Below are 13901 nucleotides of genomic sequence, written 5' to 3' on the forward strand. Positions count from 1 at the left end.
CCTTTTTCGTTGTCGCCCGCTATGTATGGGCAATCTTTTCGCGAAGCGACGGTTACGTCGCTATGACAGCGGTGTGGCCGATCACCGGCAAGTCTCGGTCGGTGACGTAGTCGTGCTGCGCAATTCCGATCTGGTGCACGGTGTTTCGCGTGTCGACCGCATCGACTCCGAGGCCGGCACCACGATTCGGCGTAGCTGCCCGAAGTGCCGCAGGGACCGGACACACAAGCGGACGACGAAGACTCCGACCTTCCTGTGCCGTCGGCCGCCGATCGTCGAACTCACGTGGGATCGTTACCGGGTCGATCCACCAGCTCCAGCCTTCTCCCGAGCTGGTGACCGGCAATAGTGGGCAATCAGGATCAAGATCGGCAGCCGATCGAGAGAATTGACACCATGTCGACAGGGGTCGTATCAACGTTGGTTACCGGTCTGCTGCCACTTCTCGGCGCGGGGCTCGGCGCATCGGCAACGCTTATGGTGCAACGGAGTTCGGCGCGGGCGGCCGAGCTCAAATTCCGCGCGGAGAGTCGCCTTGCCCGCAGAGAGGAGGTGAAGTCAGCGATCATCGACTACTTCGAGACAACGCAGCGACTGCAGGGAGAGCTCGATATCCGCGAGCGTGGAGGTACCCCCGCCGATTTGAAGCCGCTTATCGAAAGCGTCTGGCTGGCAGAGAAGCGGGTCGAGATCATCTGCTCGGACGCTTTGCGGGACCGCGTAGTTGCTCATGCCCGCGGATTGCACGACGCCGTTCGGGACCCTGCGACCTTCCCTGACTGGTGGGCTCATTGCTCGTCGCTCCAATGCGAGCTCATGGCAGAAGCAAAAGCAGAGCTGATACCGAAGCACGATTGGTGAATGCGTTCCACAGACACTTCAGCCTGGCGTGGCACGTCGACACGACATCACTTTTGCCGATACCAACCGATCTCGGCCTCGCCGAGTTCGGCGGCTCTGTCGGCCGTGTTCGAACCTCGTGGCGGCATGGCCGTCGAGCCGTTGGACGACCACACGCCAGGTCGGGCACAGGTGAATTCGCTTGTGTAGGTACTGGTTTCGCCGGCGCGGGACATCTCGGGGTAGCGCTGCGCCGGCACGGGCCGCCCCTACCGCGCGAGAAAATGCCAGCCTGACCATGCCCACACGAGCACAGCGGCAATCCTCGCCGCTCGAGTCTGCGTGAGGTACGCAATCGTTTCACTCATCGGCGCGACCAGATCCCGGCGCACATGCGTGACCACAACCACGCCCAGCGTGACCACCAGCACCAGCACGAACCCGACGATGACGAGCACCCGATCGCTCATCTGGACACCAGCCACCAGCCGGCACCCAGCCACACCAGCCATCCGGCGAACCGTAGCGGCCAATGCTCGAGTGCCGGGTCCAGCAGCGTCGACAAGGTCGGGTGCACGTCGCTCGGCCGCGTCCGATCCGGTTGCTGTGCAAAGGCATACACTTCCCACATCGACGCCGTGACCAGCAACGTCGACCAGGCGGCCACGCCGCGCCGCAGCCGGGCGTTGCGTGTAATCCGCTCGGGTCTCGCGCGGAACGCCAGCACCGAAACCACAACCACCGGCATCGCCACCAGCACGGTTGCCGACCAACTGAACGGTCGGGTCGCGGCCCCACCCGCCGCCAGCACAACACCGACGGCCAGCAGCGGCATCCGCTGCCGGAATGGTCGCGCCGAGAACGCCGGTTCCCCTGTCACCTGGGCAGAATAGGTCCCTGAGCGACGGATTCGGGCAGTTATGGATGACAGAACCAGCACACTCCAACGTCAACCCGACGATCTCGTCGCGCTTTCACCCTGGCGCGAGACCTCGTCACCTCCGTCCTGGCCGATCCGAGGCGCATCGAGTAGTTCCATTCGATCGCTGATCTCCACGGAGGTTGGTCGAGTCAGCCGGCTCGAGATGTCGGCAGTATGACCTCAGCCTGTCGACTACTGATATCGCCCGCCCCCGGCCGGCTGATCGGGCGTCAGCCGGTTGTGGAGTCGCTCTCGTATCCGCCTAATGCCGGGAGCCTGTGACCCCGGTAGCAGCGGGCCTGGATATCTGCTGCGTAGATCGCCCACATCACCCTGCGCGACGTCCGCTTCCAGTTGCTGGAAATCGGTACGGATTCGGCCGTCCAGGCGGTACGGATCCGACGAGAGGCGATAACCGACGATTCGTCGGAGCCGGGCGAGCTCCGCGCGCACCGTCACTGTTTTTCCAGCGTTCCCATACAGCTCTTCAGCCAATGCCGCCGCAGTCAGTCCCTCAGGGTTGGCGAGCAGGAGCACCACCAGCTCGCTATGTCGGAGACTGAGTTCATGCACGACCCCATCCATCCACAGCACGGCGCGGTTGCGGCCGAGTGAGGTCACCTGTGGGGCTTGTCGGCCGGATGCCTGGTCCGGCAGGGCATAGACGGAGAATGGTCCCCCGCCTGGCGAGAGTCGTTCGACAACGACCCGACGTCCATCGGGTAGTTCGGTTTCGCCCTCGATCACGGGTACTGGCCAGACAGCAGGCAGCCAACTCGACGGAGCGGCATCCAACAACCGCCCCTCTTGCGAGATCAGAGCCCAGTGGCCGCCGACGCGATTGAGGACGCGGTCGCGGTAGCGGGTCAGTATCTCGGCGTGACGTTGCCGGGCGAGATCACGCAGATGCGCCTCGGCGAGTCGCGCTGCTGTAGTAACCAGCGGCAGCGCAAGCGAATTCATGTTGCGGAGCTTGCAGGTGACGTCGACTACCCCGATCACCGCACCACTGACCGGGTCTCTGATGGGTGCTGCGGTACAGGTGAAGTCCGCGGCAACCGACAGGTAGTGCTCGGTGCCGCGGACTTGGAATGGTCTGCCGAGGGCCAGAGCCGTGCCGACGCCATTGGTCCCGGCTTCGGTTTCGTGCCATCGTGCTCCTGGGACAAGGTTTGCTCGTTCCGCCACCCGGCGAGTCGTGGAATCACCCTGGACCCACAGCAAATGGCCGTCGGCGTCGCCACCGAACAACACATGGCCCGGCTCGAATGCCGCGCTCTCCAGGCTCGCGAACAGTATCGGCCATACCGAAGCCATCCGATGGTCCCTGCGCCAAGTCCGGACCTCGTCTTCGGCCAAACCGACCTCGGGCAAATGCCGGTCCGGATGCAGACCTAGACGTTGCGCACGATCCCATGAGGCGCGCACGTCTGCCCGCATCAATTGCGTCTGCTCTGTCACCAAATGCGTTCGCCTCGTGGTATTCCGGTCGATTCGGAGAGGTCCCGCCGGTCGCCGCGTCAGGGCGTTCATAGGGCTCGAAACAAGAGTAAGCACGTCGCCGTGCTCTGACAACGGGTTGCCTCTCGCTGCAACCTTGATGCAACCCCTGCTCGCCACCTTGGCCTTGTGACTGCCGACACGCCATCGTGTGGGAGCACTTCTTCTCACGAGCTGGAGGTCGTTGATGCCTTATCTGGAACTGCCGGATGGTGTGCCGCTGTACTACGAGGACCACGGTGCCGGTCGTCCCGTCGTGCTTATTCACGGCTGGACGATGAACACCACCTTCTGGGCACAGAACGTGCCCGCGTTGTCAGAGGGGAATCGGGTGATCAATGTCGATCTTCGTGGGCACGGTGCCTCCGGGAAGACCGACGACGGCCACACTCTGGCGCAGTACGCGCGTGACATCCGTAGCCTGCTCGACCATCTCTCGCTCGAGGACGTGGCCCTGGTGGGATGGTCGATGGGCACCGCGGTGGTACTCGCCTACATTCAACAATTCGGGTGTGCACAGCTGCGGTCGGTGACCTTCGTCGATCAGTCACCGCGTTTCCTCGACTCGGCGGGGTGGGAATTCCCGCTGCAAGGTGGCTACTCCCAGAGCGACCTCGCCGTGTTCGTACAGGCGGTGAAGCACGCCCGCCCGTCGGTGATCAAGCCGTTCATCGCCGCCTGCTTCGCCGAAACGCCACCCGACGAGGTGATCGACGCCGTGTACGCGGAGACGACGAAAGTGTCGACGTCGGCGGCATGTGCCATCTGGTACGACATGGCCTTCGCGGACTTCCGGTCGGTCCTGCCCGAGGTCACCGTGCCCGCACTGCTGATCTACGGCGCGCAGAGCAAGATCTTCCCTGGTCCACTCGACGAATGGCTCGCAGCACAGCTTCCGACCGCGAAGGCGGTGCGGTTCGAGCACAGCGGTCATGTGCCGTTCTTCGAGGAACCGGAGCGCTTCAACGAAGTGCTCTCCGATTTCCTTTGAAGAGCTGTCACACAACAAGTTCCGCCCGCGATCCTGCCCTTCCCCGCGGCGCCGTCGGCGAAAGCTCCGGTAAGGGCATGTACCGCACGATTGTCTCGGGGAATACGCCATGCTCGGTGGAGGTGCCGATGAGAAACATCGGATGCACGCGACGTGCAACCTCGGCCGAGCCGACGCCGGATTCTGTTGCACACTCATCCCATTCGCAGACCTCGGCGACAGGGCGGGTGTAGGGGAGCCTGGAGTCACGAAACCCGGGCACGACTCGGTGCGCAGACCGCAGCGGTCTGCGCACCAGAATCGCGACCGCGCTGGTCGCCGCCGTGCCCAGCGCACGATCTTCGCGACGCGGAGTTGGTCGGCAATGCCGATGCCGCCTGTGCCTGCTGACCGAGCAGGTCGATCCGATGCTCGGTCAGCAGGCACGCCCGGCGCCGCGGCGCTGCCTGCTTCGGCGGAATTCGATGGTGGTGATGCACGAGTGGGCAGGCCACCCATCGCAACTGGATCAACCCTGGGCTGGGCTGTCGAGTCCGTAGCACCAGGCGCACCTAACCCCCTGTTGAACTGAGCAAAGGCCAAACCCGATGGACCACATACCGTTCGGGGATTCTCCGGTATCCCGTTGCCTCTTCTATCGGCGAGTATGCGATCTGCCCGCGACCATCGATCCGCCGAGTCTGGGACGCATCGTCATGAAAGCCACCCATGTCTGGGCACTGACGATGCCCGCATCACTGGGGCAGTCTGTCAAACACGACATGACCCGACGTGGAGCCGCCATCGGTCCGATCCTGTCGCATCCGCGGTCGAACCGATGGACCTTCCTGATCCGACGCGACGTACCCGACGATGTGCCGCTCTTCGCTGATCTGTTCCGCCACAACGTATCTGTGATCCGGGACGGAGGCACCGTGGCGTTGCCGTCTCCGACTATCCAATCCGGCGCCATCAGGCAATGGATCGAACCACCACGCGACACTTTCCGGCCGTCGGGCCTGCTCGTCATCGAGTCCGTTCGCGCATGCGTGGGACCGAGCCGGGCTCGAGCGGTGTCGCATGCCTGACGACACCGGGTCATGGCCGCCCGGCCCGAGCGCACGCGCCGCGGCGACACGACGAGAGCATAAACCGTGCCCGACATAATCCCGCACCGCCGATCCAGCGAGATCGCCCCACCGGTGCTGGCGTAACTCGCCGTCTTCTGCGAGGACATCGCCCACACACTCGCGATCACTTCGACGCTCGCGTGTCTCCGTCCGGATCGATGCCGGACCAGTCCCCCGGTGCCGTTCGAGGGCTTTGAGTGCCCCGCTTTCCGCGTCCGCAGCCGTTGAGCGGCGTTTCGTTTGCTGTGCAAGACTGCGCTGGTGGCCCTGACCGCTGAACCGATTACCAAGGTGTCCAACACCGTCTGCCGGGTTGGCACCTACCGGGCCACCGAATCCGCGCGCCCCGACCGGCTGCCCTGGTTCATGAAGCCGTTCACGCTCTTCCCGCAGCCGGATCCCCACAATGCGGTCGAAGAGTCGTGGATGCCTTGGAGCTCGGTGGTGCGGCGCACGCATACACCACCGAGTCTCCAGCTCGACCGGTTGCTCAACGAAAGGCTCTCCACCCCATGGGTAATAGCTGGCTACGTCGCCTGTCCCCTTCGCAACGGGATGGATCTCACACATTGGTCTGCTTTCCTCACGCCGGCGGCGCCGCCCTGTCTTTCGGACCATTGGCCGAATGCATCGGGCCAGAGTATGAGGTTCTTGCGCTCCAGTATCCGGGGCGACAAGATAGAAGACGTGAACCGCTCGTGGGGAATATCTCGGACCTCGTCGAAGGTCTGCTGCCCGAGCTGATAGCAGCAGTTGGGGATGCCCAGGATTTCTCGTTGATCGGGCACAGTATGGGATCTGTTGTTGCTTTCGAGGCATGCAGACGGCTCGAGCGCGAATCGGGAGCGAGCGCGAGGGTCCTGTTCGCGTCCGGTCGGCGCGCGCCATCGGCGCCGCTACCCGAGCTGCGAATGCATCTGCTGAGCGATCGAGAACTCGGTGAGCATCTACTGCGGTTCGGGGGTACACCATCGGTGTTGCTCGACGATCCCGAGTTTCGCGAGCTGATCCTGTCGATCGTCAGGAACGACTACCGAGCCATCGAGACCTACGAGTGCAGTACCGACGCGATGGTCAGCAGCCCTATCGTCGCGATTGTCGGCGATAGTGACCCCGATGCGAGCCTCGCGGAAATCGAGGTATGGGGCTCGCACACCACTGGAAGCTTCTTCGCGAAATCATTTCCAGGCGGTCATTTCTTCATCGATGCGAATTGCGGGCCGATAGGACAGTTGGTCCGCGATCATTGCGCGCGAGCGCTGTCGAGGTAGTGCCGCGTCCCAATAGCTCCTGCCGAATCGACCCCTGAGTCTGGGAGCCCATCGAGCGTAGTCGAATGGTGGTCGCCCAGGCCGCATTCGACCGCCATATGACTACGCCCGACGAGTTGCCGGAGTGGATTGCGCTGCAATCTATCCGGACGGGGCACTAGGTTGGAACAAGTGCGGATCGGGCTCATCGAGGCCCCGAAGCGACAGCGGCGGATGTCGCAGCAGCGCTGACGGGCGAACCGGAACTGGCCGTCCATGCCGAGGGGTCACCGGTGCCGCGGTTTATTCGCGCCGCGTCCACCCGAATCGGAGCGACCGACACCGCGGGATTCCGAGCGGATTGTGTTGATTACCGGCGGGATCGGTCGCTGGTGAGCACGTCGCCCACAACCCGCGAACCACGAACGCCAATCCACCCGCACACCCGCAACATGCGTGCTCCCGGCGCGCCGCAGCGAACTTCATGCCGCGCGGCACGCGGTCATCGACTTCTGGCAGTGGCCGCTCATCCGATCTCCGGACTCGATGCGAGCACGCGTTGTGCGCCTACGTGTTGCCTGCCGCCGTCAACCAGGTCGGCTGTCAGCGGCCACCATGCGAACGACGGGCGGACTCATGTGTGCGGCATCGGGTTGACACCCGGCGATACGAGAGGTTGGCCGGAGGGGCGTCCTGCCGCCGCTCGGGCTTCCCTCTCGAGGTAGTCAGCGAGAGGCATATCCCCCCTGACTGTGTTCGAACTTGTTGGGTGAGAGGTGATGCGCGCCCGGCCCCGACTGTGATTTATCCCGTATATCCGGTTCAATGACACGTTCCGTGTCGATACGGGCTTAACGTCGCGACGGCACAACAGTTGGTTCGGAAGGTGGCAGCGAGCGTGGCAGATACCCAGGCGAAGATCGATGAACTGGTCAAGATCCTGACGATCGCTACGGAACCGGCAGGTGAGGCTGGTGCCGCCAAGCGGGAGAAGAAGGGCATTCCGAGCGTTCGCCAGCGGGTGGACATGCTCCTCGACCGCGGGACATTCATCGAGACCGGTGCGTTGGCTCGCCAGCCCGGCCAACCGGATGCTCTCTACGGTGACGGGCTGGTCACCGGTCGCGGGCTGATCGGAGGCCGCCCGGTGGTGGTGATCGCCCATGATCAGACCGTGTACGGCGGGTCGGTCGGCATCACGTCCGCCCGCAAGTTCATGCGGGCGCTGCAACTCGCGTTCGACACCGCGTGCCCAGTGGTGACGATCAATGATTCCGGCGGGGCGCGAATCCAGGACGCGGTGGGTTCGATCGCTTCGTTCGGTGATATTTCCCGGGTGTTGGAGAAACTGTCCGGGTACGTGCCGCAGGTGTCGATCATTCTCGGCAAGTGCGCCGCAGGTTCGGTGTACGGGCCGATCAACACCGACGTGCTCATCGGCACCAAGGATTCCTACATGTTCGTGACCGGGCCGGAGGTGATCAAAGCTGTCAACGGTGAGGACATCACCGCCGAGGAGCTCGGAGGCGCCGTAGTGCAGGCCGAACGCGGCACTCTGCATCACGTGGCCGACACCGAGCAGCAAGCCTACGACTGGGCCCGCGACTACCTGAGTTACATGCCGACGAGCTGTCTCGAGCAGCCGCCGATAGTGAACCCCGGCCTGGAGCCGGAGATCACTGCTTCCGATCGGGAGCTCGACACGATCATCCCGGATTCCGATCGCGCCGGTTACGACATGCACGAGATCCTGCTGCGGATCTTCGACGACGGTGAATTCCACGAGATCCGCGCCGCGTTCGCCCCGAATCTGATTACCGGGTTCGCCCGGGTCGACGGATATCCGGTCGGCGTGATCGCCAACCAGCCGTTGGTGCTGGGTGGTTCCATCGACGCCGCCTGCTCGGACAAGTCGACCTACTTCATCCGTCTCTGCGACGCGTTCAATATCCCGCTGGTATTCGTCGCCGACACCCCGGGCGTGCTGCCGGGCCTCGACCAAGAAGCCAATGGTGTGATCATCCGCGGCGGCCGGGTCCCGCGCGCGATCATCGAGGCGACGGTCCCGATCATCAACCTGGTCGTGCGCAAGTCCTACGGTGGTGCCTACGGCATGATGGCGGCCCGACAGGTAGGTGCCGATATCAGTTTCGCCTGGCCCACAGCCCGGATCGCGGTGATCGGCGCCGACAGCGCGGTCGACCTCATCGGCAAGCGGCAATTGGCGGCGGTGCCGCAGGAGCATCGGGCAGCGGCGCGCGAGTTCATGATCAACCATTACAACGAGACGATCGCCACCCCGTGGATCGCGGCCGAACGTGGCTACATCGACGCGGTCATCGAACCGGCGCGTACTCGTCTGGAGATCCGGCGCGCACTGCGCCTGTTGCGCGACAAGCCGGCGGTCAAACCGGAGTTCAACCCGCGCAAACACCCGGTGTACCCGATGTGATCTTCCCGAGCCGCTCAATCGTCCTGTGGCAGAAGATCTATCGTGGCCATGAAGTCCGGGGCGAACAACCACCCACGCTGTGTGCGTGGGTGGAGCACCGGAGGCCGGAAGCCCCCGTCTTTTGAAAGGTTTTGCGTGCCACTGCCCTGACGTTCGGCGGGACCTCGATCTAGCGAGATTCGTTGCAAAAGAAGCCAATCCGCATGCTTGGGCAGGGCCCGCGGTCGGCCGAGACCGGAGCGCACCGCTGTGCACCATTGATCACCGGCGGGCAAAGCCGTTATGGCTCCTGGGCGGTCCGGGACCACCCGCTCGCCGCCGGATGAACCCGCGCTAGATGCTCCGCAACCCGCCGAAGAACCCGACGATCCTACGGATTCGCCCCTCCGCGGAGACCTCCACGAAATCCACTCCATCCGGCAACGCGGTGCCATCCGCCCGCACCAGCCGCCACCCGAACCGAGCCATCCCATGATGAGCATCTACCCGACTGACCCGTATCACCCGCATCCCCGGCTGCTGCGCGAACACCGCATCGATATGAACCGCCAGTTGATCGACCCCAATGGTGTGCACGGTCGGATCGGTATACGTCGCTCCCTCCGCCAACGCATCGCTGAGAAACCTCCGCCGCCGCGCCGGATCCGGATCACTCCACCCCGCACAGTAGGTATCGATCAGCGCATCGAACGCACCATCCGCCTCAGCCATTGCGCCATCCTCGCCCTATACCCAGCAATATCACCCAGTGTGGGTCACGAAGCGACACAGCACAGTACCGGGCACTGTCACGTCGACCCCTGACTCGATCCCCGGACAACAGGTCTCGTCGGGGTTCACGCCGCCATCCGAAGCACAACCACATCTATCCGCATTCATCCACAACCCCTCCGCTCGTCTCCCACTACATTCGTCCGTTCCGCATGAACGTGGCGAGCACCCGCGATGGCAAGCTGTGATTCGCCGAGGAGGTCCGGACGTGCCGAGCTCCGGCCGTCCAGACAGAGGTGGCGGCCTCCGCGGCTGCCGACCGTGGCCGCCGCCACGGTATCGTCGCCGCCGACGGTCTGCGAGTCGATGACGACCGCAGACAGGACCGGGCGCATCCGGGCCGTTCGTTTCGGCCGGTCGATTCGCGCCTGCCCGTCGTTCGGGTCGCGGGCTGGCGCAGCCGCGCACGGCTCCTGCGATCATCGCGGCGACGGCGGCAGGTAATCCGACGCCACCTTTTGACGACGCATCAGTGGTCCATCAGCTGTCGATCATCGTGCTCGTTGCAGCGAGTCGTGCCGTGCCGCTGGGAATTCCGCCATGGCGGAATTCGGCCGCTGCACAGAGTGACTCACGCGCCACAGATCGCGATGTCGAAGGCCTTCTCGACCGCGGCGAACGCCTCCCGGCCTGTCGGAAGCTGGTTGGCGCTCACAACGACGGCCGTCCCATCGGCGGCGACGCCGGTGCGGACCTCGAAGCCCGGAATGCTGCCACCGTGGCCCCACACCTCCTTGCCACAAGGCACCGGGCGATGGATCAGGCCGAGTCCGTAGCCGGCATCGGGCTCCCGATCGAACGGCACCGTGCGCTGCATTTCCGCCAACTGCGCCGCGGGAAGCAACTTCCCGGCCAGCAATGCGCTGAAGAACTGATTCACCTCCGACGCTGTCGAGACCATCGCGCCCGCAGCGCCCGACCATGAGGTATCGGTTGCCGTGACATCGATATGCTTTCCGCCGGTTTGGTGATAGCCCGACGGGTGTGGACCGCGGATTCCGGTTTCGCCGTCGGCAGGAAAGTACGTTGCCCGGAGGCCGAGCGGTTCGATGATCCGCCGATTGATCTCGGCGGCCGGGGACTGGCCCGTCACCTTCTCGATCAGCATGCCCAGGATGATGTAGTTGGTGTTGGTGTACTCGGCTCGCGCACCACGTTCGTTGATCGGCGGCATGGCCATAGCCCTGCGCACCAGGTCTACGGGCTCGAAGTGCTGCCGGCGGATCGCCTCGGAAATGGGGTCGAGCTGGAAGCCGCCGCCTGCTGTGCGGCCCCCGACTCTGCCGAGGTAGTCGGGTATGCCGCTGGTGTGTTGCAGTAACTGTCGCACCGTGATTTGGTTGCCGTCGTTTCCATTGCCTTGCACCAGACCGGGCAGGTACTGCTCGATGGGTGTGTCGAGCTGGATCTCGTCTTCGGCCACCAACTGCAGGATCACCGTTGCCACGAAGGTCTTGGTGTTGCTGCCGATCCGCACCCGCGCATCGTCGGCGAACGGTGTGCCGGTCTGGAGGTCGCCGACACCCGAGGTCATGGTGCGATGCCCGCCAGGACCGTCGATCACCACCTGGACACCGGCATATCCGCTCTTGACGACCTGGTCCATCGCCTCGGTCAGCGCCTGAGACGGGGCGGCAGTCGGTACCGCGTGCGCAGCGGTGTCGCTGCCGTATGCCGTCGCGGCGAAGACCGCCCCGACCGTGGTCATTCCCGACAGCGCGACCCTTACGGTGTATCGCCGAAGCATGTTCATGAGCAGTGCTTTCCTCCGTTCTATCCGGGAGCCGTCCTTACTCCCTTACCCCGGATGGGCAGGACACTAACGATCGGTCTCCGAAGACTGACGTGTTGATGACGCCCGACCAGCCCATCTCGGCAGCCCGGTGGTCATACACTCAGTGAGCCTTTTCCGGGGAGCAGTTCATGGTGGTCGGGTGGTACGGCGGTGTTCGATGTGGAGCAGGACCAGAACGCCGGCGACGATTCGATCGGGCACAGGCTGACTCACGACAAAACTTTGAATGCGGCCTTCAGCAGCGTGTTCCCGCGTTCGCCGACCGCGCGTTGCTTTTGCGCACTTTCGCTCGCTTTCATGATTTCGGCATAGGTGCCGTGGCAGCATATCTGCGCAGCGAACACCCCGCGACAGCGGAAAGGAGGGTTGCAGGAACGTTGCACACGTCACCAGATGTCACGACCGAGAACCTCCTCGTGATGGCGGCTGTCCAAGCCGCAGTGTCAGCGCGCGTTGCGGAGGGCGGCCTCCACCTGGGTTGAACCGAGCGGAGTGTTCAGGCCCCACAGTGGTACGGCCACTTCGAGATTGGTTGTCAGGCTGTCCACAAGGACCTGTTCGTTCTCCGGTGTACGACTGCTCCGGCGCGCTATCGACCTCGGGGACCTATACGCCGAGGGACGTCTCGGCAACGTTCTGCGAGGTCGATGATCTCGATGGTGGCCGAGCGTTCGTGTGGATCCACTTTCAGTGATGACCGCCATCGGCACCCTCTCTGGCTCGCGCTACACCCCACCGCGAGGTAGAACCGCCTGCGCGAGCTGGGGATCCCCGTCCGCGTCGGCCACAACATCGCGCCGATGGCCAACGAAGCTGCCGCGCTACGCGGCGATGCCGACCGCGCCCATGCGCTGCCCAGCGACGATGACCGCTGGTCGTATCAGGTGAAGTTCGACGGCATCCTTCGCTGAACTTTGCCAGCAAGCGCCCGTCGTCGCCGTGCCCTGTCACGACTTGGTCATGGCAGCGAACTGAAGTACATCCCCCGGATGGCCCAGTAAGAACACCGAACTATCCGGAGCTGCACCGTTCGGCGCCGTGGTGGACGACTGGGCCGAACCGTTCGACGGCATCGGCCCAGTCGTTTGATCGTCACTTCGGCGGTGGGACGACCGGGGTGAGGAGCATTCGGCCTGCGGTGGAGACGGTTTCCTCGAGGGATCGTTTCGTCAATTCGAGGAGCAGGGCGTTGTCACGCTGTACCCAGAGCATTTCGGTAGTCGCCCAAGCGGCGTCTCGGGCGCGGGTGATGCTGAAGCTGCTGAGGATGTGCTTCAGCGCTTCGGCGTCCCTGGTGCTCAGTTCGAGTAGCGCGGGCTCATACTCCGCCCGGATCTCCGCTTCGACCTTGGCCAGCAGTTCGTTGACCCTGAGGTAGTCGGCGTGCACCGGTTTGGTGTCGGGGGTAGTGGCCCGTTCCTTGCAGGTTTCGACCACCGCAACCGCCAGATCGTGGTTGATATGGGCGTTCATGCCCGCCAATGCGAATTGCAGCGGCCACACGGTGCGGTTGGAGCGGGAGTCGAAGACCGGTTTCCAGACCGGATTGGACGGCTTGCCACGTTTGGCGGCGTCGACGGCGTCGAAATACAGCTGCGCGAAGATCACGTCGAGACGTTCGACGAATTCGGGGTCCTTGAAGAAGCCCTCGGTGATCTGTCGACCCACCAACTCGGTGACACGCAGGTACATGTTGTTGAAGCTCGCGACACCGTCTCTCGGGTCGAGTTCGTCCTTGATGGCGCGCATCCGCCGGATGACCTCTTCGACGGGTGCGGGAATCTGAGTGATTGCCATGATGTTCTCCTCCGCAGGGATCGTTCTATCCGTCACGCGACATCGCGGAGATGCCGCACTGGAACGTGCATCACGAAATCCATTGGAACAGAGTCATGTTCAATACGGAAAGAAGCGAAGCCGATCAGACACTCCCCCGGTGCAACCGACCTCGGTGGCGCCAGGTTTGATGCCCTCTTCGACGTCGGCTTGCTTGTGCCAGCTGGCCAGGCAGGACTCGCTGATTCCGAAATCGGCGGCGATCTGCTCGAGCTGGTGGCCGGTTCCCGGTTGCGGGCGACCCGGACGATGTCGTCGCGGAACTCTTTGGGGTAGGGCTTGGGCACGGTTTAAATCCTTCCGGCAGTGCCTGATGGCACCACAGATCAGATGTCACCTACTGGGACTGCCCCGAGTTCGGTTGACTCGCGGGTGTGGTCTTTCAGGCCGCGAGCGCGGGCCGGTTTATTGTCTCGTACTCGATCGGGGTGAGTT

The 13901-nt window shown here is 63.8% G+C and carries 13 protein-coding genes; 5 read left to right on the plus strand and 8 right to left on the minus strand.

What is annotated here, in order from left to right; translation table 11 throughout:
- The first annotated feature begins 396 nt into the window (after positions 1-396).
- Entirely contained in the window at positions 397-861 is a 465-nt protein-coding gene (locus tag AB0M74_RS31480) for a hypothetical protein (protein WP_366529942.1), read from the plus strand.
- A 248-nt stretch (positions 862-1109) separates the two neighbouring features.
- Here the strand turns inward: AB0M74_RS31480 and AB0M74_RS31485 are convergent, their stop codons facing one another.
- The 3 genes from AB0M74_RS31485 to AB0M74_RS31495 all read right to left on the minus strand — a co-directional run bounded on the left by AB0M74_RS31485 (position 1110) and on the right by AB0M74_RS31495 (position 3223).
- Complete coding sequence (locus AB0M74_RS31485; protein WP_366529943.1) at positions 1110-1310, minus strand: DUF6186 family protein; 201 nt, start codon at positions 1308-1310, stop codon at positions 1110-1112.
- Complete coding sequence (locus AB0M74_RS31490) at positions 1307-1720, minus strand: hypothetical protein (RefSeq protein ID WP_366529944.1); 414 nt, start codon at positions 1718-1720, stop codon at positions 1307-1309. The genes AB0M74_RS31485 and AB0M74_RS31490 overlap by 4 nt, the downstream gene beginning before the upstream one ends.
- A 234-nt stretch (positions 1721-1954) precedes the next feature.
- A complete protein-coding gene (locus tag AB0M74_RS31495) occupies positions 1955-3223 on the minus strand; it encodes a GAF domain-containing protein (protein WP_366529945.1) in 1269 nt (422 codons plus the stop codon).
- Positions 3224-3449: 226 nt separating this feature from the next.
- Here AB0M74_RS31495 and AB0M74_RS31500 point away from each other — a divergent pair, with 226 nt between their 5' ends.
- A complete protein-coding gene (locus tag AB0M74_RS31500) occupies positions 3450-4253 on the plus strand; it encodes an alpha/beta hydrolase (RefSeq protein WP_366529946.1) in 804 nt (267 codons plus the stop codon).
- A gap of 7 nt (positions 4254-4260) precedes the next feature.
- On the opposite strand, the gene AB0M74_RS31505 is transcribed toward AB0M74_RS31500, so the two are convergent.
- Entirely contained in the window at positions 4261-4548 is a 288-nt protein-coding gene (locus AB0M74_RS31505) for a malic enzyme-like NAD(P)-binding protein (RefSeq protein ID WP_366529947.1), read from the minus strand.
- Between the two features lie 292 nt (positions 4549-4840).
- On the opposite strand from AB0M74_RS31505, the gene AB0M74_RS31510 reads away from it, so the two are divergent.
- The 3 genes from AB0M74_RS31510 (at position 4841) to AB0M74_RS31520 (ending at position 9064) form a co-directional block, all read left to right on the plus strand.
- Entirely contained in the window at positions 4841-5320 is a 480-nt protein-coding gene (locus AB0M74_RS31510) for a DNA-directed RNA polymerase subunit beta (protein WP_366529948.1), read from the plus strand.
- 554 nt (positions 5321-5874) lie between these two features.
- Positions 5875-6633, plus strand: coding sequence for an alpha/beta fold hydrolase (locus AB0M74_RS31515; protein WP_366529954.1), 759 nt, complete (start codon positions 5875-5877; stop codon positions 6631-6633).
- Between the two features lie 877 nt (positions 6634-7510).
- Positions 7511-9064, plus strand: coding sequence for an acyl-CoA carboxylase subunit beta (locus AB0M74_RS31520; protein ID WP_366529949.1), 1554 nt, complete (start codon positions 7511-7513; stop codon positions 9062-9064).
- A 333-nt stretch (positions 9065-9397) separates the two neighbouring features.
- Here AB0M74_RS31520 and AB0M74_RS31525 read toward each other — a convergent pair whose 3' ends face one another.
- The 4 genes from AB0M74_RS31525 to AB0M74_RS31540 all read right to left on the minus strand — a co-directional run bounded on the left by AB0M74_RS31525 (position 9398) and on the right by AB0M74_RS31540 (position 13427).
- Positions 9398-9775, minus strand: a complete 378-nt coding sequence (locus tag AB0M74_RS31525; RefSeq protein ID WP_366529950.1) for a nuclear transport factor 2 family protein — start codon at positions 9773-9775, stop codon at positions 9398-9400.
- Between the two features lie 631 nt (positions 9776-10406).
- Positions 10407-11588: a serine hydrolase domain-containing protein gene (locus AB0M74_RS31530; protein WP_366529951.1), complete on the minus strand. Its 1182-nt coding sequence runs from the start codon at positions 11586-11588 to the stop codon at positions 10407-10409.
- Positions 11589-11839: 251 nt separating this feature from the next.
- Complete coding sequence (locus tag AB0M74_RS31535) at positions 11840-11974, minus strand: hypothetical protein (RefSeq protein ID WP_366529952.1); 135 nt, start codon at positions 11972-11974, stop codon at positions 11840-11842.
- 748 nt (positions 11975-12722) lie between these two features.
- On the minus strand, positions 12723-13427 hold the full coding sequence (locus AB0M74_RS31540) for a DUF5995 family protein (RefSeq protein ID WP_366529953.1): 705 nt from the start codon (positions 13425-13427) through the stop codon (positions 12723-12725).
- Positions 13428-13901: the final 474 nt, after the last annotated feature.

Source organism: Nocardia sp. NPDC051463, from assembly GCF_040681975.1.
Classification (GTDB): domain Bacteria; phylum Actinomycetota; class Actinomycetes; order Mycobacteriales; family Mycobacteriaceae; genus Nocardia.

Excerpts from the sequence above, each read along its gene's own strand:
- AB0M74_RS31515 (WP_366529954.1), top strand. The coding sequence starts at position 5,875 with ATGGGTAATAGCTGGCTACGTCGCCTGTCCCCTTCGCAACGGGATGGA.
- AB0M74_RS31500 (WP_366529946.1), top strand. The coding sequence starts at position 3,450 with ATGCCTTATCTGGAACTGCCGGATGGTGTGCCGCTGTACTACGAGGAC.
- AB0M74_RS31525 (WP_366529950.1), bottom strand. The coding sequence starts at position 9,775 with ATGGCTGAGGCGGATGGTGCGTTCGATGCGCTGATCGATACCTACTGT.
- AB0M74_RS31485 (WP_366529943.1), bottom strand. The coding sequence starts at position 1,310 with ATGAGCGATCGGGTGCTCGTCATCGTCGGGTTCGTGCTGGTGCTGGTG.
- AB0M74_RS31480 (WP_366529942.1), top strand. The coding sequence starts at position 397 with ATGTCGACAGGGGTCGTATCAACGTTGGTTACCGGTCTGCTGCCACTT.
- AB0M74_RS31510 (WP_366529948.1), top strand. The coding sequence starts at position 4,841 with ATGGACCACATACCGTTCGGGGATTCTCCGGTATCCCGTTGCCTCTTC.
- AB0M74_RS31530 (WP_366529951.1), bottom strand. The coding sequence starts at position 11,588 with ATGAACATGCTTCGGCGATACACCGTAAGGGTCGCGCTGTCGGGAATG.
- AB0M74_RS31540 (WP_366529953.1), bottom strand. The coding sequence starts at position 13,427 with ATGGCAATCACTCAGATTCCCGCACCCGTCGAAGAGGTCATCCGGCGG.